This is a genomic window from Methylophaga sp. UBA2496 (assembly GCF_002341635.1).
GTDB lineage: Bacteria > Pseudomonadota > Gammaproteobacteria > Nitrosococcales > Methylophagaceae > Methylophaga.
Genome location: NZ_DDOK01000007.1, coordinates 365,735 through 390,854 on the forward strand (window position 1 = coordinate 365,735; position 25,120 = coordinate 390,854).

The window sequence follows — 25,120 nt, forward strand, 5'->3', positions numbered from 1 at the left end:
TTTCAGTTATTACAGTGATGGCACATTCTAACGTAAAATCAATACCATGACGCACTATGACCTGCATTGCCATTCCACCGCCTCTGATGGCGCACTTTCACCTCAAGCACTTGTTGAACGAGCCATTCAGCAAGGTGTGGATGTGCTGGCGCTTACTGATCATGATGGGACAGAAGGCATTGTAGCAGCGCTTCGGGCGGCTGAAGAGCAACCATTAACGCTGATCCCCGGGGTGGAGATTTCGGTCAGCTGGTATAGCAGTACTATCCATATTATCGGGCTTAACATTGATATTGATAACGCAAAATTGCAAACCGGTTTAGCCAAAATCCGCGATTATCGCCAGCAACGAGCTGAAGAAATTGCGCACCGATTGGAAAAATCCGGCATTTCAGGTGCTTTGGAGGGCGCCGCTCAATATGCTTCAAAGACCATGCTGGGACGCATGCATTTTGCGCAGTTTCTGGTCGAACAAGGTCATGCGTCTGATACAAAAGACGTGTTCAAACGCTTTCTGGTTAGAGGCAAGCCCGGATACGTTCCGGGTCAGTGGACAGATCTGGAATCCGCCGTTGAGTGGATAACCGGTGCGGGTGGCCAGGCGGCTATTGCCCATCCGTTGCGTTATAAAATGACGGCCAGCAAGCTGCGTCGATTGATTGATAATTTTAAAACCGCGGGCGGTCAGGCGATAGAAGTCAGCTCCGGACATCAACATCCCGATCAATTAAGAAATGTTGCGGCGCTCGCCAAACAATATGATTTGCTCGCTTCCTGCGGTTCTGACTTTCATAGTCCGGATCAAAGCTGGAGCGAACTCGGACGTTTTCTTCCACTGCCTGCTTCATGCAAACCGGTATGGACGTTGTGGCAGTAAAACAGGCACAGCACATGGATTATGGTATATCTGTCCTTAAATTAACTAAGAAGGTTTCAACGATTTCACATGAGTCAGTATTTTCAAATTCATCCGGATAATCCGCAACCTCGTTTAATAAAACAAGCCTGTCAGATCATTATGAGTGGCGGCCTGGTGGTCTATCCGACTGATTCGGGCTATGCACTGGGATGTTACTTGGGCGATAAAGCGGCGATGGATCGTATCCGTCGATTGCGTCAATTGGATGATGATCATAATTTCACGCTGGTCTGCAGAGATTTATCCGAACTGTCGGTCTATGCCAAATTTAATAATGCGGTATTTCGTTTGATTAAGGCACATACCCCTGGCCCTTATACCTTTGTATTGCCGGCCACCAAGGAAGTGCCTCGAAGATTGCAACATCCGAAACGCAAAACCATTGGTTTGCGGATACCCGTAAACAATATTGCCCTCGCTTTATTGGAAGAGCTCAATGAACCTTTAATGAGTTCAACGCTTATTCTTCCGGGTGACACCATGCCGATGACAGAGGCAGATGAGATCGCGGATCAGTTGAGTAAACACGTCGATTTAATTATTGATGGCGGTGCCTGTGGCCATGAGCCAACCACGGTTATCGAGTTTATCAATGATTTGCCAGAAGTGGTTCGTGTCGGTATGGGCGATCCAGCACCGTTTGAGGTGGAATGATCGTTTATCTGCTGGTCATTATTATTATTGCAGTCGCTATCTGGATTATCGGGCTGCAAAATGCCGAAGCTGATTGGGGCGGGCCTTCTGTTAACTGGTTAGATGGCTGGACGCGTCTTATCTGTCGATATATTCAGCGTTTGCCAGAACAAAAAATTAATTTACCAGAAACGGGGCCGGCGATAGTGGTGGCCAATCATGTGTCAGGTGCCGATCCATTGTTGTTAATCTCCGCCAGCAAAAGACCATTACGCTTTTTGATTGCGCGTGAAGAATATGAACGACCTTTGGTTAGCTGGGTGTTTAAAAAAGCGGGTTGTATTCCTGTTGATCGCAATGGTCGTCCGGAACAGGCTTTAAGGCAGGCATTAAGGGCCTTACAGAAAGGCGAAGTGATCGCATTGTTTCCCCACGGAAAAATACATCTGGATAGTGATCCTCCCAGAAAAATCAAAGGCGGTGTAGGCCGTCTGGCGAGCTGGTCAGCTGCGCCGGTGTTTCCGGTTCGTATTGATGGGGTGACTGCTGAAGGTAAAGTGTTTACCGCGCCTTTTGTTCCGAGTCGGGTACAGCTGACAATGACACCAGCATTAATCTGCTCACCTGAATCTATGCTGCAATGCCTGCAGGATATTAGTGTGGCGATTGAGACGCCTGTTAATAGTAAACATCCATAGCGAGATGTTTGGTTAACTGACTATAATCAAAATTAATTCAACAGCTTAGTTGTTTTTCAATATGGTCATCTTTTTCTGATGACGTTCACTTGATTTCTGATTCGATACCCCCCATTTTGTAATTAACTTATTTTTTACAGGGATATTACGACGATGCAAATCGATAAACTCACCAGCAAATTTCAGGAAGCACTGGGGGCGGCACAAAGTCTGGCCGTTGGCCGTGATCACCAGGTAATAGAGCCTGCTCATTTATTGTTGGCATTATTGAACCAGCAGGGGGGAACGGTAAAACCATTATTGGCGCAAAGTGGTGTCAATGTGCCAGCCTATCAGGCGGATCTTGAAGCCCAGTTAAAGCGTTTCCCTCAGGTTGAGGGCGGCAATGGTGATATTCGTATTTCATCTGATTTGAACCGCTTGTTAAATCAAACCGATAAGCTGGCGCAGCAACGTCAGGATCAATTTATTTCCAGTGAACTGCTGATTTTGGCTGCAGTTGAAGAAAAAAATCAGACCGGTGAGTTGCTCCGTAAACATGGTGCTAACAAAACCAATATTAATAACGTGATTGATAAAATTCGTGGGGGCGAACGCGTGACTGATCAAAATGCTGAAGAACAACGGCAGGCGTTGGAAAAATACACTATCGATCTGACGGCCCGTGCCGAAAGCGGCAAACTGGACCCGGTCATTGGTCGGGATGATGAGATACGTCGCACTATTCAGGTTTTGCAACGCCGCACCAAAAATAATCCGGTGTTAATCGGTGAGCCGGGTGTCGGAAAAACCGCGATTGTTGAAGGTCTGGCTCAGCGTATCGTCAATGGCGAAGTGCCGGAAGGCATGAAACACAAACGCGTTTTGTCACTGGATATGGGGTCCCTGATCGCGGGTGCCAAATTCCGTGGAGAATTCGAAGAACGCCTAAAGGCAGTGTTGAGTGATCTATCTAAACAGGAAGGACAGATCATTTTGTTTATTGATGAAATTCATACCATGGTCGGTGCCGGTAAAGCCGAAGGTTCAATGGATGCAGGCAATATGCTGAAACCAGCTTTAGCGCGGGGCGAATTACATTGTATCGGTGCCACCACGCTGGATGAATATCGTCAATATGTTGAGAAAGATGCCGCCCTTGAACGCCGGTTTCAGAAAGTGCTGGTGGGAGAGCCCAGTGTTGAATCAACCATTGCTATTTTACGTGGCCTGAGTGAACGCTATGAAGTGCATCATGGCGTAGATATTACTGATCCGGCTATTGTTGCTGCAGCCACCTTATCGCATCGTTATATCACCGACCGGAATTTGCCGGATAAAGCCATTGATCTGATTGATGAAGCGGCCAGTCGGATTCGTATGGAGATTGATTCCAAACCGGAGGTTTTGGATCGGTTGGAAAGACGTTTAATCCAATTAAAAATTGAACGTGTTGCCTTGCAGAAAGAGTCGGATGAAGCCTCCAAAAAACGCTTGGATACGCTGGAAACCGAGATGAAAAAGCTGGCGCGCGAATATACCGATCTGGAAGAAGTCTGGAAGTCGGAAAAAGCGGCTTTACATGGCAGTCAGCACATCAAGGAAGAGCTGGAAAAGGCACGTCTGGAGCTGGAATCGGCCAACCGAAGCGGTAATCTGGAAAAAATGTCCGAGCTGCAATACGGCCGTATTCCGGCATTGGAAAAGCAGCTGGATATTGCCACTCAGGCGGAAATGCAGGAATTCACGCTGCTGAGAAACAAGGTTGGTGAAGAAGAAATCGCCGAAGTGGTTTCCAAATGGACCGGTATTCCGGTTTCCAAAATGCTGGAAGGTGAGCGCGATAAATTACTGAAAATGGATGAAGCGTTGCACGAGCGGGTAATTGGTCAGGACGAAGCGGTGAATTCGGTTGCGAATGCTATCCGCCGCAGCCGTGCCGGTTTATCAGATCCGAATCGTCCGAATGGTTCTTTCCTGTTTTTGGGGCCTACGGGTGTCGGTAAAACCGAACTATGTAAATCTTTGGCAACCTTCCTGTTTGATACCGAAGAAGCCATGGTGCGCATAGATATGTCCGAGTTTATGGAAAAACATTCGGTGGCGCGTCTGGTGGGCGCACCTCCCGGTTATGTGGGGTATGAAGAAGGCGGTTATCTGACTGAAGCCGTGCGACGTAAACCCTATTCAGTCATTCTGCTGGATGAGGTCGAAAAAGCCCATCCGGATGTATTTAATATCCTGCTGCAGGTACTGGATGATGGTCGTTTGACTGATGGTCAGGGGCGCACCGTGGATTTCAGAAATACGGTGATTGTCATGACATCCAATCTCGGATCCAATGTGATTCAGGAAATGGCCGGTGAAGATAATTACGAGACAATGAAAAATGCCGTCATGGAAATTGTCGGACAACATTTCCGTCCGGAATTTATTAACCGTGTGGATGATGTTGTGGTATTTCATCCGCTGCAAAAATCGCAAATTCGTGCCATTGCCGATATTCAACTGGAACATTTGCGTGCACGTCTGGCAGAAAAAGAGATGGGACTGGAACTATCTGATGCGGCGTTGGATATGCTCTCCGAAGCCGGGTTTGATCCGGTTTACGGTGCGCGCCCATTGAAACGGGTGATTCAGCATGAACTGGAGAACCCGCTGGCTCAGGCTTTATTATCAGGTCGTTTCGTGGCAGGGCAAGTGATCAAAGTGGATGTCCAGGATGAGGAGCTGGTTTTTACCAGTGAGTTGAGACACTAAGTGAAACCTGGCGAATACCGGGTTGGCGAAACATTTCACAGCCCGGTATTTTTTTATTCAACGTTCAGTTTTCTGTTGGAAAAATTAAAAAGCCCGGATTGTTCAGGCAGTAAACCTTAATAATCATCACTTATTCCGGGAAGGTAATTCCTGTAAAGCATTACAAGTCACTGATATAATGCCAAACTTTTCTCCCAATTCTCATAGGGCCCCAACTCATGTCTGATTTCGGCAAGTTTGTCGATGCCTTCACGCCAGCGGAAGTCGCGGAAAAAGTTAAAACCGTCGGTGTTGACAAGGCCAATATGTCACTCATTCCATTGGTCATTCTGTCGCTGATGGCGGGTGCGTTTATCTCGTTTGCTGCGATGTATTACACGGTAGTGATGACCGATGCCGGTGATGCCTATGGTTTGGCCAGGTTAGTCGGTGGGCTGGTTTTTGCGTTGGGCTTTATTCTGGTGGTCATTGCCGGGGCTGAATTATTTACCGGTAATACGCTGGTGGTGATGGCTTACGCCAAGGGACAGGTGAGTTTCAAATCCCTCATGCGGAACTGGGGCATTGTGTATGTCGGTAACCTGATCGGGGCGCTGGTGACAGTTTATCTGGTGTATTTATCGGGGTATTTGACCGATGGTGATTATGGAGTGGGGGTCACAGCGATAAAATCCGGTTTAGTTAAAGTCGATCATTCTGTCACCGAAGCCTTTGTCCGGGGGTTATTCTGCAATGTACTGGTCTGTTTAGGCAGCTGGATGGTTTATGCCTCTCGCAGTGTGACGGATAAGGTGATGGCCGTGTTATTCCCTATTTCAGGCTTCGTGGCTATGGGGTTTGAACACTGCGTCGCCAATATGTACATGATTCCAATTGCGATGATTGCGGCAACTGATCAAGCCATTGTGGCGGCAGGACATTTTGATGCGGCACAGCTGGCCACATTGGATTTTGCGGGTTTGATGGGTAATCTTATCCCGGTCACCCTGGGCAATATTGTCGGGGGAGCAGGCTTTGTGGCGATGGCCTATTATCTTGTTTATGTTTACGCACGGCCAAATCGCTAGAAATCAGGTGCACTGTTTATACAGTGCACCTTTCAGCATGATTACCAGGACTTATAAGGTAAAAATTTACCGTCCAGTGTAATCACAATCCGATCCCCTTTGGGATCGGGTTTTTTCTCGATATTCATCGCAAAGTCAATCGCGCTGACAATGCCGTCACCGCATTTTTCATGGACAATTTCTTTAATGGTCGGCCCATAAACCGACATCATTTCATAAAGACGATAAAGCAATGGATCGGTGGGCACGGTTTGCTCCCATTGTTTGTTAGGATACTTTTGCAAAGCCAGCTCGACTTCAGTACCCAGGTCCATTACCTGACATAGTTTTTTGGCTGTTTCGACTGGCATACTGTTCATGCCGAGACAGGCGGATGCCGTCCATTCCGGTGACATGCCAATGGCTTCACCGATTTTTTCCCAAGTCATTTCTTTAGTCTCTTTTGCCACCATGATGGCTTGCGTCATAGCAAGTTTATTCATTGTTACTCCAGGATGTCTGTTTGTATTTGGATAAAAAACCTGACACCCATAACAGATGCCAGGCCAACGAGGAAATTAATTCATTTTTTCTGAAAATTCGGCAGTAGGTGCACCGGTTTTGTAATGCGTCGCGTACAACATCCCACCAGTCAGTACCAGACCGCCCACCAGATTACCGAAGATAACCGGGATTTCGTTCCACAATAACCAGTCAGCGATAGTGATATCCGCACCCATCAGCATTCCCATAGGGAACAGGAACATATTGACTACGGCATGTTCGAACACCAATCCAAAAAACACTGCAATCGGTAGCCACATGGCCACGACTTTGCCGGCAACTGAATTGGATAACATGGCGCCAACCACACCCGTTGAAACCATCCAGTTACATAGAATGCCGGCGACAAAGACGGTTAACCAACCCGCGCCACCATGTGCTGCAAATCCTAAGGTTCGTGCTTCGGCTGCCTTGGCAATCGCCTGACCTGCGGCGCCCGGTTCAGTGGTGAATGCAAATGTCCAGGCGATGCCTACTAATAAAGCGGTGGTTAATGCACCTAAGAGATTACCCAAACCGACCAGCAGCCAGTTTTTCATCATCCCTTTGAATGTACAGCCGCGTCTTTTATCCAATAACGCTAATGGAACGAGGGCAAATACACCGGTCAACAAGTCAAAACCGAGTAAATTCAATAAGACAAAGCCAACAGGGAAAACTAGAGCACCAACAATCGGCAAACCCGTCTGAACGGCAGTGGTGACAGCAAATGCGACGGCCAGAGTTAAAATAGCTCCTGCCATATAGGATCGTATCAGTACGTCCCGGGTAGCCATTTTGAGCTTGGCTTCACCGGCATCGACCATTTTTTTGGTGAATTCACTTGGTATGAGATAAGACATAAAAACTCCAGATAGAATTGATGTAAACAGGTAAGCAGTTTGCATGTTTTATGCCTAACTTTATTTGTTTAACAATATCAATTACTTATTGTTTTTATGTGCTACTGAAGAGAGGGTGTTTGCACCAATTTGTATCGGATGAACGAAATGCATGCACAAGCATGAAGCGCAGTATCAGGAATACTATTGGTTTAATGAAGAATTAGTCCAGACAACGGTATCAAGCAAATCGGGCTGTGGCCGACCGATATAATATCCCTGTGCAAAATCAACCTCATAACCTCTGAGCAGCGCCAGTATGTCTGTGTTTTCAACAAATTCTGCAGTGGTTTTCCGGTTCAGTCCTTTGGCGACATCTACCAAGGCTTTGACAAAAAGCTGATCATCGGCATTTTTATCGAGATTTTTAATGAATATGCCATCAATTTTGATGATATCGACAGGCAGTTCACGCATGTAGTTAAATGACGAAAATCCAACTCCGAAATCATCCAGTGAAAATTGACATCCCAATGCTTTAATGGCGTGCATCATCGCTTTGGCCTGTTGCAGGTTGGAGACGGCAACGGTTTCGGTGATTTCGAAAATGATGCCTTTGGGATCCACAGCATAGTCAGTGATGGCATCTTCCAGAAGCGGCAATAATATCGAGGTATCAATCACCAGCCCTGATAAATTGATTGCAAAGGTGACTTTTCGTCCGAGTTTTTGTAATGCGCCTAATTGTTTTAGCGCATGCCTGATAACGTAATGATCGATTTGCTGAATCAAACCGACTTGCTCGGCAATCTGAATAAATTTACCGGGTAGTCGCATCTCACCCGTCTGCGGATCCCGCATACGGATCAATACTTCGTAATGTTCTATTTTGTCGGATTGCAATTCGAGAATGGGCTGATAAAACAACACAAACAGATTCTGTTCAAGCGCCTGTTCAATCCGATGTTTCCATAAAACTCGAGCCTGGAGTTGCTCACGCGTGCGATCGTCAACCGAGAATGTATGGAAACTGCCTTTGCCAATCGCTTTAGCCTGATACATTGCCAAATCCGCAAACCCCATCAACTCATGGATACTGGCGTCCTGCAATGGAAAATGCACAATGCCGATACTGGTTGAGACTTTATGATGAACCGTACCGTATTCAAGCTGAATGGTGCTTAGTTCATTGATTATCTTCTTTGCCAGAGTAATAGCACCCTCAGCATCACTTTCCGGCATTAATATTGCGAACTCATCTCCACCCAACCGGGCAACGAGATCGGTAAAACGAGTGACCCGTTTGAGCGCCCGGGCCACCAGAATCAGCAGTTCATCCCCTGCGCGGTGACCACTGGTATCGTTAATATCTTTGAATTGATCCAAATCGAGATACAGCAAAGTATTGCGATGCTGATAACGAATCGCCATCCGCAAGGATTTTTCAAACTCCTCAATAAATTTTCTGCGATTGCATAAGTCGGTCAGCGGATCATGTTCGGCCATCCAGACGATACGTTTTTCAGCCTCTTTTTTATCAGTCATATCCAGGCCAACCGATAAAATTACGGCTTGTTGATTGTCGTGCTCCAATCGTGAATGCAACCAGGAAATCTGGCGGATAAGCCCGCTTTTATCAATGAGTTCGGCATCCTGTTGTGCAATACGCTGATGGCCCGCCAGTAATTCATTAAAATGGATATTGGCCTCAGTCCAGTGACTGGCAGGAAACATTCTGGCGACATTGGAATTGAGAACTTCAGTTTTGCTATATCCCGTTATTTTTTCGCCATAGTCATTAAACAGCGAAATTTCAAACTGTTTGTTGATGGTTATAACGATTAACTGGGCGGTATCGAGCAGGCTTTTAATGAAGTCACGATCTTTGCGCAGCTCACGATTTTTAATCTGTACCTGTTGGTTACGTAGCCGCCTGTGCTGATCAAGATGATCCAGCACATTTATCAGCTGGTGTGTAAGATGAGACAGGTCAACGACTTCCTGATCGAGGCTGCTGCTGATGTTTTCTGATAATAACTGGCGGGCTTGCTGATATTTTTTTGCTGACAGTAATGGTAATGCCAGCGATATCTGTTCAATCTGTGTTAAAGGTTGGGAGAGTCGGTGTAATACCCACCACGTTAATGCCATTGAAAAGCCTGTAATAAGCAAAAATGGCAGTAGATAAATGCGGGTGATCTGTGACGCTTCAAAATGACCATGCTGAAAGTGTAAATAGCCAATCAGTATCAGAATAATAAGCCCGGTCAAACAGCTGCCTAAAAAAATACTCAGAGCGGTTTTCCACTGAAGTTGGCGTTTTGACATCCTGGCCATTTTAATCACGTCCATGGGAAGTATTATGCAGACGATTATGGCATATCAATTAGCTGAAAAAATATAGACTACTTAACGTTGTTCACCACGAGAAACCCGATTCAATACCCAATCTAAACCACTGGCCGGCAATACGCGTTTGAGATAGGCAAATAAGTAGGTCGGAAAGGTAACGTAGTAACGTATTTTAGGTCGGTTTGATTCAATTGCATGTACTAATTTATCAACAACAGCTTTTGCTGGAAGGGTGAAAGGTGCTGTTGGCCCAGGCGTTAACAGACGCCTTTCCATCGCGTTATAGTTGCTCAGATGAGCACTGTTATTTTTATCAATATGCTGTTGAAATTTTACAAAGGCATTTTGCCGGAAGTGACTGGTTATCGGTCCGGGCTCAATGAGAGAAATATCTATCCCCGTGCCTTTCAACTCTAATCTTAGCGTGTCAGCCAGGCCTTCTATGGCAAATTTACTGGCATTGTATGCACCACGATAAGGTAGCGCGATTAAACCTAATACCGAGCTGTTATAGATAATTCTGCCAAATCCCTGCTGTCGCATTTGTCTGATAACAAGGTTGGTCAGCTCCTGCGTACCAAACACATTGGTTTCAAATTGATCTCGCATTGCTTCACGTGATAGATCTTCCACTGCGCCGGGTTGGCCATAGGCGGCATTGTTGAATAACACATCGATTCGCCCATCGAAGGCTTTTAACGCCGATTCAACCATCTGCCGGATAGCTGCGCTGTTATTCAAATCGCATAACAAACTACTGATGCCGGCTTCACAGAGCATGGATTGATCTGCAGGTTTCCTTACAGTAGCGATCACATGGTAGCCACGGCGGTGTAATATTTGAGCGGCTGCCAAACCAATGCCACTTGAACATCCGGTGATCAAAATATTACGACGTGTCATATTTGGCTTGTTTTTTGACATATAAGCAATCAGAGTATGGTTAAATTATAACGGCTAAACATTTAAGCACATTGACCGCTAAATGCTATAGACCGAATCATTAAGGTGGGCAAAACGCAGGTATGTTACAAGGAAACGACATTGGTCAGGCCGATTACGAACGGTTTAGACTTTTTTTGGAACAAGCCTGCGGCATTGTTTTAGGTGATGGTAAGCAATATTTAATTGTCAGCCGCCTCACTAAACTATTACGCGATGAGAACATTCCGTCGGTAGCCGATCTGCTAAACGCCATTCAACGTGGTCATCCACGTCATTTACGTGATTCGGTCATCGACGCGATGACGACCAATGAAACCTCATGGTTCAGAGATGGTGGACCATTTGAAGTCTTTGAAAAGATGACTCTGGCTGACCTGGAAACCCGGATTACTTCACCCTGTAAAATCTGGTCGGCGGCCTGCTCTTCAGGCCAGGAACCCTACACCATCAGCATGATTTTGAGTGAATACACACGCAAGAAACCAGACAGTCGCCTGAAAAGTACGCAGATCATTGCGACCGATATTTCTAACAGTATGCTTGCTTTGGCCCGGCGAGGTGTTTATGAGGAACATGCGTTGGTCAGGGGACTTTCTGCGGCAAGACGCCAACAGTTTTTCAAACAGCTCGAAGGACGCTGGCAAATTACTGATGAAATAAAACAGCGGGTGCAATTCAGAGAACAGAACCTGTTACAGAACTACACTGGTCTCGGCCGCTTTGATGTGATCTTCTGTCGTAATGTGTTGATTTACTTCTCAATGCAACGCAAGACGGACATCCTGACCCGACTGGCCCAGGCAATGAATCCGGGCGGATACCTGTTTTTAGGGGCATCTGAGACTATTAGCGGCTATACCGAAGCATTTGACCTGCAACGCACGCCGCATGGTGTGGTATATCGTCGCCGTTAACTTTCCGTTTTATCTGTTACAGACTTCACCATTGTCGGTTCGGCCGTTTTCGCTGTAGAGGATGTTTCCGGTTTTTCGCACCACCCCAACCAACTTCCGATATATTGCAATACTGTTCTGATTAACCGCCATAAACGCGGCAGTAGCCATATCATTAACACGATAAAAATAACAAGCGCGGCCAGGAACCAGATTGGATAAGTAAGCGCTGTCCACAGGCCGGCAATCACCAGCAAGTCTTCCGTTACGGAGGCCCCCCAGTTACTGAATGGCTCTGGTGAGGTGTTGATCAGTAATCGACTACCCGCTTTAGTGGCATGTGTGGCTGCAGCCAGACTGCCTCCCAGCAGACCCGCTGTAAGTTCGATTGCGGGGCTGACATCTCCTACAGCACTGGCCGCCAACATGGCTCCTGCCGGAATACGGATAAAGGTATGCAGGGTATCCCAGCCGGTATCGACCCCCGGAACTTTATCAGCAAAAAACTCTACGCAATACATGACAGCGGCGGCGGTCATCACTAATGGATCGCTGAGTACCTGTAACTCATCCGGTAAGACAATATGACCTGTTGATCCCATATAACCGAGCATAAAAACGGCAGCATACAGGTTGATGCCACTGGCCCAGGCGGCCCCCATACTCAGTGCAATAATACTCACAGCATCCATTTAAGACTCCTGTTTGTTATAGTGGCGAGGGTCTGGATAATCAGACCTTGGAGTTTATGTGGAGTAATTTGGATGATAACCCGAACAGAGCTGCTCGCCTATCTTGATGAGTTACTGGAACCATCAAGATTTCAGGACTATTGTCCAAACGGATTACAGGTCGAAGGTAAACAGCAGATTAACATCCTGGTGACCGGTGTCACGGCAAGTCAGGCTTTATTGGATGCAGCAGTAGCCAATAATGCTGATGCAATACTGGTACATCATGGCTATTTCTGGCGTGGTGAAGCGCCAGCGGTTACCGGGCTCAAATACCAGCGCTTAAAAACCTTGTTAACCCGGGATATTAATCTGTTTGCCTACCATCTACCTTTAGATGCGCATGCAGAGCTTGGTAACAACGCGCAGTTAGCCAAAATACTGGATCTTGAAGTTGATGGTCGTATTTCAGGAACCGGAGAACCCGCTATTGGGTTGTGCGGTTGTTTAAAAGTGGCGCAATCGTTAAGTGAATTTTCATCGTTTATTGCCAACCGGCTTGGACGTGAGCCCACAACGATTGCCGGCCATAATCGCGATATCAATACCCTTGGTTGGTGTACAGGAGCCGCACAAGGTTATATTCAGCAGGCGGCAGAGTTAGGTCTGGATGCCTTTATCAGCGGGGAAGCCTCAGAACAAACCACGCATCTAGCCCGGGAGCTTGGAATTCATTACATTGCCGCGGGGCATCATGCCACTGAACGATATGGCGCCAAGGCCTTAGGTGAGCATCTTGCGGAGCACTTTGATTTGCAACATCATTTTATCGATATTGATAATCCGGTTTAATGGATAAACGAACTGCCATCAGGATGGTAACCAATATGAATGACTATATAGACAGGCTTAAGCATTTCTTCCAGGTTCAGCTCTGGCAGGAAACTGCCGAAAGTGCCAGTAAAATGAAACGTGTGTTTCGCCACTTTGTACGAGTGGCATACGTGATGGTCAGGCAATTATCGACCGGCGAATTAAATTTACGGGCAATGAGTCTGGTGTTTACCACTTTACTGTCTTTGGTCCCGTTAATTGCTGTGGCCTTCTCAGTGCTTAAAGCATTTGGAGTGCATAATCAGATAGAACCCGTCTTGTTGAATTTCATGGCGCCACTTGGTGAACGTGGTGCAGAAATGACCTCCAACATTATTGGTTTCGTGGAAAATGTCAAAGTCGGTGTACTCGGATCAATTGGTCTGGGTATGTTGTTTTACACGATTATTGCATTAGTGCAGAAAGTTGAAAGTGCATTTAATTATGTCTGGCGAGTGAAACGGCCGAGGACCCTGGCAAGGCGTTTTACCGATTATTTAAGTGTCGTCATGATTGGACCCGTGCTGGTATTTTCGGCTTTAGGCCTTGCTGCGACCGTAATGAATCATGATGTGGTTCAGACATTACAATCGATAGAACCATTCGGTACGTTGTTACTGATAATGAGCAAGTTATTACCCTATTTCATGATTGTGCTTGCCTTTACCTTTCTCTACACTTTTATTCCTAATACCAAGGTGAAACTTGGGCCTGCACTTGGTGGTGCAATGGTAGCCGGTGCATTATGGATTGGTCTGGGAACCTTGTTTGCCACCTTTGTTGCTTCATCATCAAATTACACGGCAATTTATTCCAGTTTTGCGATTCTGTTTTTCTTTATGATCTGGCTTTATCTCGGCTGGTATATTCTACTGACTGGATCGCAGGTCGCCTTTTATCTGCAGCATCCTAAATTTGTCTTGATGGGTGGAAAAACACTGGTTTTGAGCCCGCGTTTACGCGAGAAAAAAGGTTTGTGGTTAATGACAATTATGGCTCGTCGGTTTTGTGAGCAACAGCCAGCATATACCGTCACTGAGCTGGAGCAGCTGACAGCATTAAGCAGTGAAAACCTGATGGATTTACTCAGTATGTTAGAGAAAGGTGGTTTTCTGGTGGAAGTGGCTGGCGATAAAATTTCCTATACATTGGCTGGCGATGTCAGCAAAATCCGTGTCAGTGACATATTGGCCAGTTTACGGAGTGCTGAAGAAGTCGGTATTTCAAAATTACAACAACATACTGAGCCGGGTATCGAAGCATTCTTTACCGAAATAAGTGAGGCACAGGAAAACGTTTTGGATGATTTGAGTTTGCGTGATTTAGCCACAGGTAAAAATAAAGCATGATTGGGAGCAATGCTTTTCGGGGCAAGCATATTCTGCTGGGTATTACTGGCAGTATCGCCGCTTATAAAGCGGCAGATCTGGTGCGTAGATTAAAAGAACACGGGGCTGAGGTCAGGGTGATGATGAGTCATGGGGCGACGCAATTCATCACACCGCTCACCATGCAGACTGTCAGTGGTCATCCGGTGTCGTTGAATTTCTTTGATGCTGATGAAGAAGCGGCAATGGGGCATATTAAACTGGCGCGCTGGGCAGACTGGATAGTGATTGCTCCCGCGACCGCAGATTGTCTGGCAAAACTGACGCATGGCCATGCTGATGATTTGATCTCAACGGTCTGTCTTGCCTCTGAAGCGCCGCTGATACTGGCGCCAGCCATGAATAATAAGATGTGGTCACACCCTGCTACGCAGCAGAATTATCAGCTGTTAAAACAACGCGGCGTTGAGTTTTTTGGCCCGGAAAGCGGTGATCAGGCCTGTGGTGAACAGGGCGAAGGCCGGTTGATGGCGGTTGATGCAATTGTGTCTCTGCTGCTGACAAAACTTCAACCTGGCCCGCTCAGTGGAACACAGTTATTAATTACGGCAGGTCCTACTTATGAACCTATTGATCCTGTGCGCTTCATTGCCAACCGTAGTTCAGGAAAAATGGGGTATGCATTGGCGCAAGCGGCAGTGGAAGCCGGGGCAAATGTTACGCTGATTTCCGGGCCAGTGGCTCTGGGGACGCCGGATGGGGTGAATCGTGTGGATGTGGAAACAGCTCAGCAGATGTATGACGCCGTTATGCAGTATCTAACCCAAACGATAATTTTTATCGGTTGTGCCGCAGTGGCTGATTATCGCCCCGCACATCAGGCACAGGCAAAATTAAAAAAATCGACTAATAATGATTTAACACTGCAACTTCAATTGAATCCCGATATTATTAATACGGTTGCTAACAGTGATAACCGACCTGAACTGGTCGTCGGTTTTGCTGCAGAAACAGACGATTTGCAACAATATGCACAGCAGAAATTACAGCAAAAACGTCTGGATTTAATTGCAGCGAATCGAGTGGGCGATAGACTGGCTTTTGGTCAGGAGAATAATGCGCTGGAAATTTTCTGGGAGGGTGGCCATAAGTCTTTGACCGAAGCTCCGAAACTTGAAATTGCACGCGAACTTATAAAAGTAATAACAGAGCGCTACCATGCAAAAAATTCAATTTAAAATACTTGACCCGAGATTGGGCAAGTCGATCGAGCTTCCTGATTATGCGACAGAGGGATCGGCAGGCATGGACTTGCGGGCCTGCCTCGACGAAAACCTGACGTTACATCCTGGTGAAACTATCCTGATCCCTACAGGGATTGCCATTCATATTGATGATCCTGCTTTAGCTGCGATGATTTTACCGCGTTCAGGTTTGGGTCATAAACATGGCATCGTGCTGGGTAATCTGGTGGGCCTGATTGATAGTGATTATCAGGGGCAGATTTTTGTTTCCTGTTGGAATCGCGGTGATACCCCATTTGAAATAGTTGTGGGTGAACGTATCGCACAGATGCTGTTTGTTCCAATCATTCAGGTTGGTTTTGAACAGGTTACCGAATTCACTGCCAGCGAGCGCGGCAGTGGTGGTTTTGGTCATACTGGCAGAAACTGAGCACAACGGTGCTGTTAACCTTGCAAAATCTGAAAATCTTTCGCAGAAGGCTAAGCTCTCTGGCCATTTTGCTGATAATTTTGATTTTGGTTTCAGGATTGGCGGTAGCAATCTGGATCAATGATTATCAAAAACAAACTGCTTTAACAGCATTTAATCAAAAACAAACTGAAAAATTGGCGCTGGCTGCATCCGGGCTTACCGATCTGTTGCAAGTCTGGCAGCAGCGTTTTGTTGGGATGTCCGCAGCAGATGCAGAAGATCCGGTTGCCTATGGTTGGACTGATGCATCGAACGCGTGTGTATTTTCCACCATACCTTCTGCTCCGACATCCGAAGCCTGTATTCCCGTCAGTTTTGGTACGATTAACAGTCTTCGTCAGGCAGAAAAACAGGGTATAGCTGATATAGCGGTTATGCAGCCAAACACACCCCAGGCGCATATTTTGCTGGCTAAAAAGCTGGATGATAATGCTGGATATCTGGTGGTAACACTGCAGACAACAGAACTGGAGAATAAACTCAGAGAACGCTATTTAACAATTGGTTCAGGAAATCTGGCTTTACAGCAGGGCGCTCAAAACTGGTTAACACTGCTGGAGCAGGGCGAAAGTAAATTTCAGCAATCCAGTCGTATTTATACACAGGCTCTGCCGGGTGCCTATTGGCGATTAGCTTTCTGGCCGGCTGATCGAGTGCCTAAATCAGCTGCCTGGCCTGCATTAGCCATGTTAAGCATTATTATCTTTGTCTTAAGCTGGCTGGTTATAAACAGATTCAGTACGTTAAGACCTAAAAAACACGCACAGATCGGAGCTCGGCCCAGGCCTGTTGAATATGTGGAAAATGAGGTCAATATTGATAACACACCAACACCTGCAGTGATCCGGGTCGCGGCACCTAAAATCAGTAAAACAGAAGCCGTTGACAGAGTCAGACCCGTTGACATCAAACCCGTTATTTTTAAAGCCTATGATATTCGCGGTATTGTGGGTACCCAGCTCAGTGAACCTATCATGCGGGTATTGGGACTGGCGATAGGCACCGAGGCGCAACACCAGGAGCAGACAAGAATTATCGTAGGGCGTGACGGACGGCTTTCCAGTGAAAGTTTTAGCGATGCATTAATTGAAGGCATTCTGGCCAGTGGCTGTGATGTTACTGATATAGGTGCTGTACCAACGCCATTGGTTTACTTTGCTTCTCAGCATATGCAAACACATTGCGGCGTAGTCGTTACCGGCAGCCATAATCCACAAGGCTACAACGGTCTGAAAATTGTCATAAATGATAAGACCCTGTCAGGCGATGCGATTCAAGGGATTTATCACCGAATACAGAACTCTCGTTTGTATGATGGAGAAGGACAGCTGCGTCAGGCCGATATCATTGACAGTTATATTGAAAAAGTGAAACAGGTGATCACTTTATCCCGTCCACTGAAGGTGGGGGTGGATTGTGGTAACGGTATTGCCGGACGTGTTGTTCCGAAATTGTTAACAGCGCTAGGCTGCGATGTTCATGAACTGTATTGCAATGTTGACGGCCATTTCCCTAATCACCATCCTAATCCGGCTAACCCGCAGAATATGCAGGATATTTCCAAACTGGTCCGTGATAAACATCTTGACATTGGTCTGGCATTTGATGGGGATGGTGATCGGCTGGGTGTGGTCAACGGCGAAGGTGAAATTATCTGGCCGGATCGGCTTTTGATGTTATTTGCCAGCGATATCCTTAAACGTCATAAAGGTTCAACTATTATTTACGACGTTAAAAGCAGCGGATTATTGGAGCAGGTTATTACTAAAGCGGGTGGTAAAGCCATGATGTGCCCATCCGGGCACTCGTTAATTCGTGCCGAAATGTTAAAGCATGAAGCCAAATTGGCTGGAGAGTTGAGCGGGCATATCTTTTTTGCCGATAACTGGTATGGTTTTGATGATGCCTTATTTGCCGCTGGCCGTTTACTGGCACTGATTGCCGATGACCCTCAACGTCGTGGAGCAACCGAAATTTTTGCTGCGCAACCGCAGAGTTTCAACACTCCAGAAATTTTAATTGATTTAGATACGGCAGAATGCCGTCGGTTTATGACACAATTTATCAAGAATGCGCAGTTTGATGATGCTGACGTTATTACAATTGATGGTGTACGCGTTAATTTTGGCAAAGGCTGGGGCCTTGTGAGAGCCTCGAATACGGTGCCGGGTTTAACATTGCGATTTGAGGCAGAAACAGAAGAAGATTTGGAACAGATAAAGCAGCAATTCATTCAGCAGATGTTGCAGGTGAAACCTAATCTAAGTCTGAATTTTTAAACTTATGGTATTTACGGCATAAATTAATTCAAGTTGGTCGTTATTTTGCATAAGTAACAATAATAAAAAATTCCCGGGTTATAACGCGCGGGACAAGGAAGAAATTTTTAATGAGTTTGAATACACAAAAAGCGTCACATATTGCTCAGGTTCTCACTGAGGCGTTGCCCTATATCCAACGTTTTTCCGGTAAAACACTGGTCATCAAATATGGTGGTAATGCCATGATTGATGAAACATTGAAAAATAGTTTTGCACGCGATGTGGTGTTACTGAAAGCCGTTGGTATTAATCCGGTCATTGTGCATGGCGGTGGCCCACAAATCGGCCAACTATTGGCAAAAATCGGCAAAGAATCTGAATTTATCAACGGCATGCGGGTGACTGATACCGAGACCATGGATATTGTGGAAATGGTGCTTGGCGGTCAGGTGAACAAAAGCATTGTTAACCTGATCAATAATCATGGTGGACGCGCTGTTGGCCTCACAGGCAAAGACGGCAGTTTGATATTTGCCGAAAAAATGAAATTTGCTTCACCAGAGGACATCACCATTGATGCGCCAGAAATTATTGATCTGGGCTTTGTCGGACGTGTGACCAGTATTGATACCAGTGTCATTGATATGTTGATTCATAGTGATTTCATTCCGGTCATTGCCCCAATTGGTGTGGGCAAGGATGGACAATCCTATAATATCAATGCCGATCTGGTTGCCGGCAAGATTGCTGAGGTTTTGCAGGCTGAAAAGTTGATCCTATTGACAAACACGCCCGGGCTACTGGATGCTGACGGAAATTTGCTCACGGGCTTGAATGCAAAACAAGTCAATGATTTAATTGCGGAAGGTGTCATTTACGGTGGAATGTTGCCTAAAATCGGTTGTGCATTAGATGCAGTTCAAGCAGGGGTGACCAGTTCACACATCATCGATGGTCGTGTACAGCATGCTGTCTTGTTGGAAATGTTTACGGATGAGGGTGTTGGTACGCTGATTCGTGGAGGCGGTCGATGACAGAAAAAAAATCTACACGCGCCCTGAATAAACAGTCGCGTCATCAAGCCATACTGGAAGCATTGGCAACGCAACTGGAACTCCATCCCGGTCAACGCATTACCACAGCACAGCTAGCTGAAAGTTTAGAGGTTTCTGAAGCGGCGCTCTACCGCCATTTCCCCAGTAAAGCAAGAATGTTTGAAGGGCTTATCGAGTTTTCAGAAGATACGGTCTTTGGCCTTATCCGCAGAATCCTTGATGAAGATGATAATGCAGTTTCCCGATGTGAAAAAATTATGGCGCTGATACTGGGGTTCAGCGCAAAAAACCCGGGTATCAGTAGTGTACTCGTTGGAACTGCATTAACCGGCGAAACGGAGCGGCTCCGCCAACGAGTCAGTCAATTTTTTGACCGGCTGGAAACACAGTTCCGGCAAATTCTGCGTGAAAGGGAACTAACGTTGACTCAGGCTGGCGGACGACCCGTTAATGAGACGGCTAATCTATTACTCAGTATTGTTGAGGGGCGTCTTCAGCAGTTTGTTCGTAGTGGATTCCGTCAGTCACCACTTCAGGGGTGGGAGCAACAATGGCAACTCATCAACCCGATACTCAGGACATACGCATGATCAATGTGGTGGTGTTAGGTCTTTCAATACCCAGTCTGATTAATGTGGCTGGCAATGAAGATCTGAATATTACTGTGATTGATCCCGACACAATTGATTCAGCTGTTTTGGAAATAAAAGCGGCTAACACTGACATTACCGTGTTGGAACAACACCATGATCGAATAAATACAGATATTTTATGTCTGATTCTGGCAACGAATCTTCCGCAAAATCAGACCATTATTCTTTCAGATCAAACGCCGGATTTTGAACAGCTCAAAGCAACAGGGTTCAGAGCGAGGGGCTACATAACACCTTCACAACATGACAAGTTAGTTAAAGCCATTCGTGCTGTACATGATGGCGAGGCTTGGCTACCAAGACGTTTAGTTGCCGATATGCTTAACCATTTTGCTGCTGGGGATTTAGGATAATAATAACCACTAATCAATTAAAAAATCTTATCTGGCTGAAATTTTGCATAAATAAATGAAAAATTTTTTTCAAAATTATTCAATATTTAGTACCAACGTACAGTAGATCGCTGGTCATTGTCGTGGGAGACTATCTGCAAAGTTGGTCAGCGTATTTCTTGGTGGCCTAGGAAGCAGCATTTCATCGGAGAAGCATTATGGCTACAGAAGCCGGTATTATTTCAGCCTTAATTGGTACTGCAACTGCTACAGCAGTCGATGGGACAGTTAGAAATTTACAGGTTGGTGACAAGGTTTACCCCAACGAGATTATTACAACCGGTCTGGCTGGCGCTATTGAAATAGAATTTCCTGATGGTAGCGTGATGGACTTGGGGCGTAACTCTCAAGCTGTTCTTGACACCGAAACATTTGAACTTGATATTGCAGAATCAGAGAGCCCAGCACCTTTAGCAGATGACCTGGATGATATCGAAGCTATTCAACAAGCGTTATTAGCTGGCGAGGATCCAACACAGATTGCTGACCCGACGGCTGCTGGTCCTGGTGCACAACCTGCTAGTGAAGGTGGAAGCGATGCGGTTCAAGTGGACTATCTTGCTCCACGAGTTACCCCGCAAGCGGGATTTGAAACGATTGGCCCCAGCATTATTTTTACAACCCCGGAAGAAGAGCAGCTACTTAATCTGGTTGGAACGGACTCTGGTGATGGTACGGACTCACCAAATCCGCCGCCACCACCTGAATCCTCAATCTCAATCCTTTCTCCGGATCAACTCAATTTTGCTGAGAAAAACTTAAGTTCCGGTACCGATCCTGATGGCAGTTTATTGACAAAAACAGGAATGTTTACGGTGAGCGCATCTTCAGGTGTGGAGTCCCTGAGCATTGGGGGAGAACCCATTATTCAGGATGGCAATATCGTAAACAACCTTCCAACGCTCACAAGCGGAGCTGGTAATACACTGAGTATCACGGATATTACGCTTAATCCGAATGGCACTTATACAGTTAATTATAGTTATACACTGAATAACGCAGTCGGTCATGCTCAACCAGACAATGACAATGAATTAAGCAACAGTTTTGAAATTGTTGTAACCGATGCTAATGGTTTAAGTGACTCTGCTAATGTCGACGTATCCATTACGGATGACGCCCCATTAGTTTCTGCTACACAGCCTGAAATGGGCTTTGAGATGCAGATCACTAATTTGGGTTCCATATCTGCTGGTTACGACAACAGCTATGGTTATTATGTTAAAGGGGAAAACGGTCAGCCTACCACCGGTGTCGTGCTGTTTGCTAATGTGAAACAGAATATTTCCTCCACTGTTCAGGTTGAGGGTGTTAACCCGGAAGATATTGGATTTTTTATTATTTCCAACGGTGGCCGGTTGAACTCAGAGTTGGAAAATGGAGCAGAAGTCACCTTTGAACAGCTACCGAATGGGAGCTGGCAAGCAGTGACAAGTGATGGTGTCGCATTAATAAGTAATTTCGACAAAGCACCTGCATTATTTGATAACTCGGAATTAAACCTGAATAACTATCAATACTTAAACAGTAATGAAAATCCTGGAAATCAGAACTGGGAGGATGTTATTGGTGGTGGTGATCAAGATAATAATGACGTCAACATTAACGTAGAGTTTATAAAATCCAAAGGCTTAACAGTAAACGAAAATTTACTGGCTGATGGTGATGATGCAACTGCAGCCATTGCCACCCTTGATATAAGTAATTACTTTTCGACACAGTATGGGGCCGATGGGGCAGGGAGTTCTGAATATTCTTTAAATATCGATACCAGTGTAGCCACCGGTTTAAATGATACCGAAACCGGAGAAATGGTGTCTTTACGCTATCAAAATGATGATCCCCAATCCGGTGTGGTTGAAGGATTTATTAACGATGGCTCTGATACGTTGGTCGTCTTTACATTATCCATTGATCAGACTGGCCTGGTAACGCTTGAGCAGTTAAGGGCCGTGTTTCATGACGATCCTACCGACTCATTGCAGTTACTCACACCGGCAACCATTAATCCGGGAGCCATTGATGCGGTACTGACCGTCACTGATAGCGATGGTGATACGGCAGATGCCAGTATTGATCTTGGCGTTATCATTGCCTTTAATGACGATGGCCCTTCTGCTACAGATTATGTTGGACAGGAGACTGCCTCTGGAGAATCAACTTCAGGACAATTCAGCTTTAATGTTGGGGCTGATGGCGGTGGATTAAGTGCTATCAATGGCACGGTTCTTATCTTTGGTAATGATGGCTGGTCTCAATCAGTCGACACAGAATTTGGCTTTATTCGCGTAACCGAACAAGGCGACTACCAATATCAATCGACGTCAGGCGCCGAGCAACCTGCCATTGAAACCATTCAACTAACCGTGACAGATGGGGATGGTGACACAACAACTTTTGCAGCTGAATATTCGATTCTGCCGGCAATTGCTGAAACACCAATCTCATTACAAATGAGCATTGGTAGTGAAACATTAATTGAAAGCTCAACTAACTTTATTGTCAATGGCAGCTTTGAGGATATAAATGGCATTGATGCCAATGGAAATATCGTTTCAGGCGTCGCTGAAGGAAGCCTGGCGGGCAGTGGTCAACTGGTGTCAATGCAATCGATTACCGGCTGGCAACTCGTCGATGATTCAATGCCTCCGATGGAGCCGCATTCCGGTGGACATGGTAAGTTAGGTACAACCGATGGCAGCCACTATATGGACTTGGGGGCCACACCCGGCAACAGTGCAATATATCAACAAATATCCGGTTTAGTGGACGGTTTGGAGTATACGTTAAGCTTCGATTATCTTGATAAAGCATTAAAAATGGCCAATAACGCCGACTCGGGCGCTATGCAAGTCATTTGGAATGGCGAAGTGATTGCAACGATTGATGGCGATAATCTTACATGGCAATCGGTTAACTTTACCGTTATTGGCGGAAGCTTTGATGGCAGTAACACTTTAGTTTTCAATGAGATTGGTTCAATTGATAACCATGGTATAGCCATTGATAATGTCGCGTTAACACCAAATATCGAAAATGCTTACTATCAGTATGATTTAAGTATTTTGGCATCAGCTGCTTTTGATACGGATGGTAATGCTGGTGTTGTCAAAATTGATGCAACTAAATTGTTTGCTCTGGGTGTCGACATTCTGGGTTACGATCCGGTGATCAGTTTTCCAAACAGAACATTTGAAATCGAAGTTGAAAATGATCAACCACTGACATTAACGTTGGTTTCTGATAACCCTTTAACCCCTGAGATAATCAATTCTATTGAGGGTTCTTTAACCTTTGTGTCGGATGACGGTACAGTTGTGGATATTTCATCTACTGCCTACGCTGAGTTGGCAGGAAGCGATGCCAATGATGAATTACTCGGAACGGATGCAGATGAATTAATTATCGGGGGAGCAGGTGATGATATTTTAACCGGTGGTGAGGGTAAAGATATTTTTGTCTGGAATGCCGGGGACGACGGTGTCGCTGGAGCCCCTGCGAATGATACGGTTACGGATTTTAATATTGCAGAAGGTGATGTTCTGGATTTTTCAGACATCCTTGTTGGCGAAGAGTCGGGTAATCTAACGGATTATATTTCGATTACTGAAGATGGTTCGGATATTGTGATTGAACTCAAACCTGACGCGAGTGATGTAACACAGACGATCACGCTTGAGGGTAAATCACTCGCTGATTTAGGCGTCGGTGGCTTTGATGCCTCAACGCAACAGGCTGAAATTATCAATAAACTGGTGCAGGATGGCCATGTGAATGTAGATAGCTAACCTTAACCAGCAGCGGTTTTAAACAATAAAAAAACCCGCGTTAAGCGGGTTTTTTATGGGTTTAAGGTTTTTACCAACAATCATTTGCAGGGGTTCTTTGACCAACTTCATTGAGTGTCATGGTGCCACAACGGTCACCTGCCTGACCACCTTTTGGGATGGCTCTTAATGTGTATGCATTTGCACCTACATTTTGCAGATCAAGGTCATAGAATTTGGGATTACCTTGTTTGGGAGACTCATCAAACGGTAGAGCTGCGGCAGCATATGAAAAGTTTTGTGTGTACAACCGTTCCATATAACTGGATAGCTCTAGTAAATCAGCTTGAGCATTCGATCTTCGAGTTTCTCTAACTTGCTCCTGATAGGATGGATAAGCAATTGCAGCGATGATAGCAATGATTGCAACAGTAATCATTAATTCAACCAGGGTAAATCCACCGACAAACTTATTTTTCATTGGTATTCCTAAATGATTTACTCATCATTTCTGATAAGCCATATAGTCGATATTGTTTTTAAAATACCATCCGCATCTGTATTGATCTCATATCCGATAGATGTACCTTCTGGAATAACTTTTTCAGTTAAAATACCATTTTCATAATGATGAATCGTGGTCTCATTATTCACTAAAAAAGTCTGCCCGTTTATCTCTATAGTAGATGAGTCATTGAAATGGTCTGTTACTGAACCTGTTTGTTGAAAAGGGGCCATTGCATATACAACAGCACTCATTAATAAAACGAATGTACTAAATAGTAACTTCATTT

At 45.6% G+C, this 25,120-nt stretch carries 22 protein-coding genes; 15 read left to right on the forward strand and 7 right to left on the reverse strand.

From position 1 onward, the window contains the following. The first annotated feature begins 46 nt into the window (after window positions 1–46). From B2W60_RS11675 to B2W60_RS11695, 5 genes are all read left to right on the forward strand, one after another. Window positions 47–877 carry a PHP domain-containing protein gene (locus B2W60_RS11675; RefSeq protein ID WP_292360387.1) on the forward strand — a complete coding sequence of 277 codons (831 nt, stop codon included), beginning with the start codon at window positions 47–49 and terminating at the stop codon, window positions 875–877. A 69-nt stretch (window positions 878–946) separates the two neighbouring features. Further along, the gene (locus B2W60_RS11680) at window positions 947–1,573 is read left to right on the forward strand and encodes an L-threonylcarbamoyladenylate synthase (protein ID WP_292360386.1); all 627 of its coding nucleotides are present in this window, start codon (window positions 947–949) and stop codon (window positions 1,571–1,573) included. Next, entirely contained in the window at window positions 1,570–2,250 is a 681-nt protein-coding gene (locus B2W60_RS11685) for a lysophospholipid acyltransferase family protein (protein ID WP_292360384.1), read from the forward strand. Before B2W60_RS11680 ends, B2W60_RS11685 begins: the two co-directional genes overlap by 4 nt. Before the next feature lie 153 nt (window positions 2,251–2,403). After that, window positions 2,404–4,989: an ATP-dependent chaperone ClpB gene (gene clpB, locus B2W60_RS11690; protein ID WP_292360383.1), complete on the forward strand. Its 2,586-nt coding sequence runs from the start codon at window positions 2,404–2,406 to the stop codon at window positions 4,987–4,989. A gap of 218 nt (window positions 4,990–5,207) precedes the next feature. Continuing rightward, window positions 5,208–6,056, forward strand: coding sequence for a formate/nitrite transporter family protein (locus B2W60_RS11695; RefSeq protein ID WP_292360381.1), 849 nt, complete (start codon window positions 5,208–5,210; stop codon window positions 6,054–6,056). A gap of 41 nt (window positions 6,057–6,097) precedes the next feature. Here the strand turns inward: B2W60_RS11695 and cynS are convergent, their stop codons facing one another. The 4 genes from cynS to B2W60_RS11715 all read right to left on the reverse strand — a co-directional run bounded on the left by cynS (window position 6,098) and on the right by B2W60_RS11715 (window position 10,696). Further along, the gene (cynS, locus tag B2W60_RS11700; protein WP_292360379.1) at window positions 6,098–6,538 is read right to left on the reverse strand and encodes a cyanase; all 441 of its coding nucleotides are present in this window, start codon (window positions 6,536–6,538) and stop codon (window positions 6,098–6,100) included. 75 nt (window positions 6,539–6,613) lie between these two features. Further along, entirely contained in the window at window positions 6,614–7,441 is an 828-nt protein-coding gene (locus B2W60_RS11705) for a formate/nitrite transporter family protein (protein WP_292360378.1), read from the reverse strand. 183 nt (window positions 7,442–7,624) lie between these two features. Next, window positions 7,625–9,691: a putative bifunctional diguanylate cyclase/phosphodiesterase gene (locus B2W60_RS11710; protein ID WP_292360377.1), complete on the reverse strand. Its 2,067-nt coding sequence runs from the start codon at window positions 9,689–9,691 to the stop codon at window positions 7,625–7,627. Window positions 9,692–9,829: 138 nt separating this feature from the next. Next, entirely contained in the window at window positions 9,830–10,696 is an 867-nt protein-coding gene (locus tag B2W60_RS11715; RefSeq protein WP_292360376.1) for an SDR family NAD(P)-dependent oxidoreductase, read from the reverse strand. 101 nt (window positions 10,697–10,797) lie between these two features. Between B2W60_RS11715 and B2W60_RS11720 the strand changes: the two genes are divergently transcribed. Continuing rightward, the gene (locus B2W60_RS11720; protein WP_292360375.1) at window positions 10,798–11,631 is read left to right on the forward strand and encodes a CheR family methyltransferase; all 834 of its coding nucleotides are present in this window, start codon (window positions 10,798–10,800) and stop codon (window positions 11,629–11,631) included. On the opposite strand, the gene B2W60_RS11725 is transcribed toward B2W60_RS11720, so the two are convergent. Continuing rightward, window positions 11,628–12,302 carry a DUF4126 domain-containing protein gene (locus B2W60_RS11725; protein WP_292360373.1) on the reverse strand — a complete coding sequence of 225 codons (675 nt, stop codon included), beginning with the start codon at window positions 12,300–12,302 and terminating at the stop codon, window positions 11,628–11,630. The two genes, B2W60_RS11720 and B2W60_RS11725, sit on opposite strands and share 4 nt — an antisense overlap. A gap of 72 nt (window positions 12,303–12,374) precedes the next feature. Between B2W60_RS11725 and B2W60_RS11730 the strand changes: the two genes are divergently transcribed. The 9 genes from B2W60_RS11730 to B2W60_RS11770 all read left to right on the forward strand — a co-directional run bounded on the left by B2W60_RS11730 (window position 12,375) and on the right by B2W60_RS11770 (window position 24,347). Further along, window positions 12,375–13,133, forward strand: coding sequence for a Nif3-like dinuclear metal center hexameric protein (locus B2W60_RS11730; RefSeq protein WP_292360371.1), 759 nt, complete (start codon window positions 12,375–12,377; stop codon window positions 13,131–13,133). Window positions 13,134–13,168: 35 nt separating this feature from the next. Next, a complete protein-coding gene (locus tag B2W60_RS11735) occupies window positions 13,169–14,503 on the forward strand; it encodes a YhjD/YihY/BrkB family envelope integrity protein (protein WP_292360369.1) in 1,335 nt (444 codons plus the stop codon). Next, on the forward strand, window positions 14,500–15,720 hold the full coding sequence (coaBC, locus tag B2W60_RS11740) for a bifunctional phosphopantothenoylcysteine decarboxylase/phosphopantothenate--cysteine ligase CoaBC (RefSeq protein WP_292360368.1): 1,221 nt from the start codon (window positions 14,500–14,502) through the stop codon (window positions 15,718–15,720). Before B2W60_RS11735 ends, coaBC begins: the two co-directional genes overlap by 4 nt. Beyond that, entirely contained in the window at window positions 15,701–16,156 is a 456-nt protein-coding gene (gene dut, locus B2W60_RS11745) for a dUTP diphosphatase (RefSeq protein ID WP_292360367.1), read from the forward strand. The genes coaBC and dut overlap by 20 nt, the downstream gene beginning before the upstream one ends. 20 nt (window positions 16,157–16,176) lie before the next feature. Beyond that, window positions 16,177–18,477, forward strand: a complete 2,301-nt coding sequence (locus B2W60_RS11750; protein WP_292360364.1) for a phosphomannomutase/phosphoglucomutase — start codon at window positions 16,177–16,179, stop codon at window positions 18,475–18,477. A gap of 110 nt (window positions 18,478–18,587) precedes the next feature. Next, window positions 18,588–19,493 carry an acetylglutamate kinase gene (gene argB / locus B2W60_RS11755; RefSeq protein WP_292360362.1) on the forward strand — a complete coding sequence of 302 codons (906 nt, stop codon included), beginning with the start codon at window positions 18,588–18,590 and terminating at the stop codon, window positions 19,491–19,493. After that, window positions 19,490–20,104, forward strand: coding sequence for a nucleoid occlusion factor SlmA (gene slmA, locus B2W60_RS11760; RefSeq protein WP_292360360.1), 615 nt, complete (start codon window positions 19,490–19,492; stop codon window positions 20,102–20,104). The genes argB and slmA overlap by 4 nt, the downstream gene beginning before the upstream one ends. Further along, complete coding sequence (locus tag B2W60_RS11765) at window positions 20,065–20,520, forward strand: hypothetical protein (RefSeq protein WP_292360358.1); 456 nt, start codon at window positions 20,065–20,067, stop codon at window positions 20,518–20,520. The genes slmA and B2W60_RS11765 overlap by 40 nt, the downstream gene beginning before the upstream one ends. 197 nt (window positions 20,521–20,717) lie before the next feature. Beyond that, on the forward strand, window positions 20,718–24,347 hold the full coding sequence (locus B2W60_RS11770; protein WP_292360357.1) for a retention module-containing protein: 3,630 nt from the start codon (window positions 20,718–20,720) through the stop codon (window positions 24,345–24,347). Window positions 24,348–24,417: 70 nt separating this feature from the next. Here B2W60_RS11770 and B2W60_RS11775 read toward each other — a convergent pair whose 3' ends face one another. Together B2W60_RS11775 and B2W60_RS11780 are read right to left on the reverse strand one after the other, a co-directional pair. Next, a complete protein-coding gene (locus B2W60_RS11775) occupies window positions 24,418–24,807 on the reverse strand; it encodes a type IV pilin protein (protein WP_292360355.1) in 390 nt (129 codons plus the stop codon). A gap of 17 nt (window positions 24,808–24,824) precedes the next feature. After that, window positions 24,825–25,118, reverse strand: coding sequence for a hypothetical protein (locus B2W60_RS11780; protein WP_292360353.1), 294 nt, complete (start codon window positions 25,116–25,118; stop codon window positions 24,825–24,827). Between the last annotated feature and the right edge of the window lie 2 nt (window positions 25,119–25,120).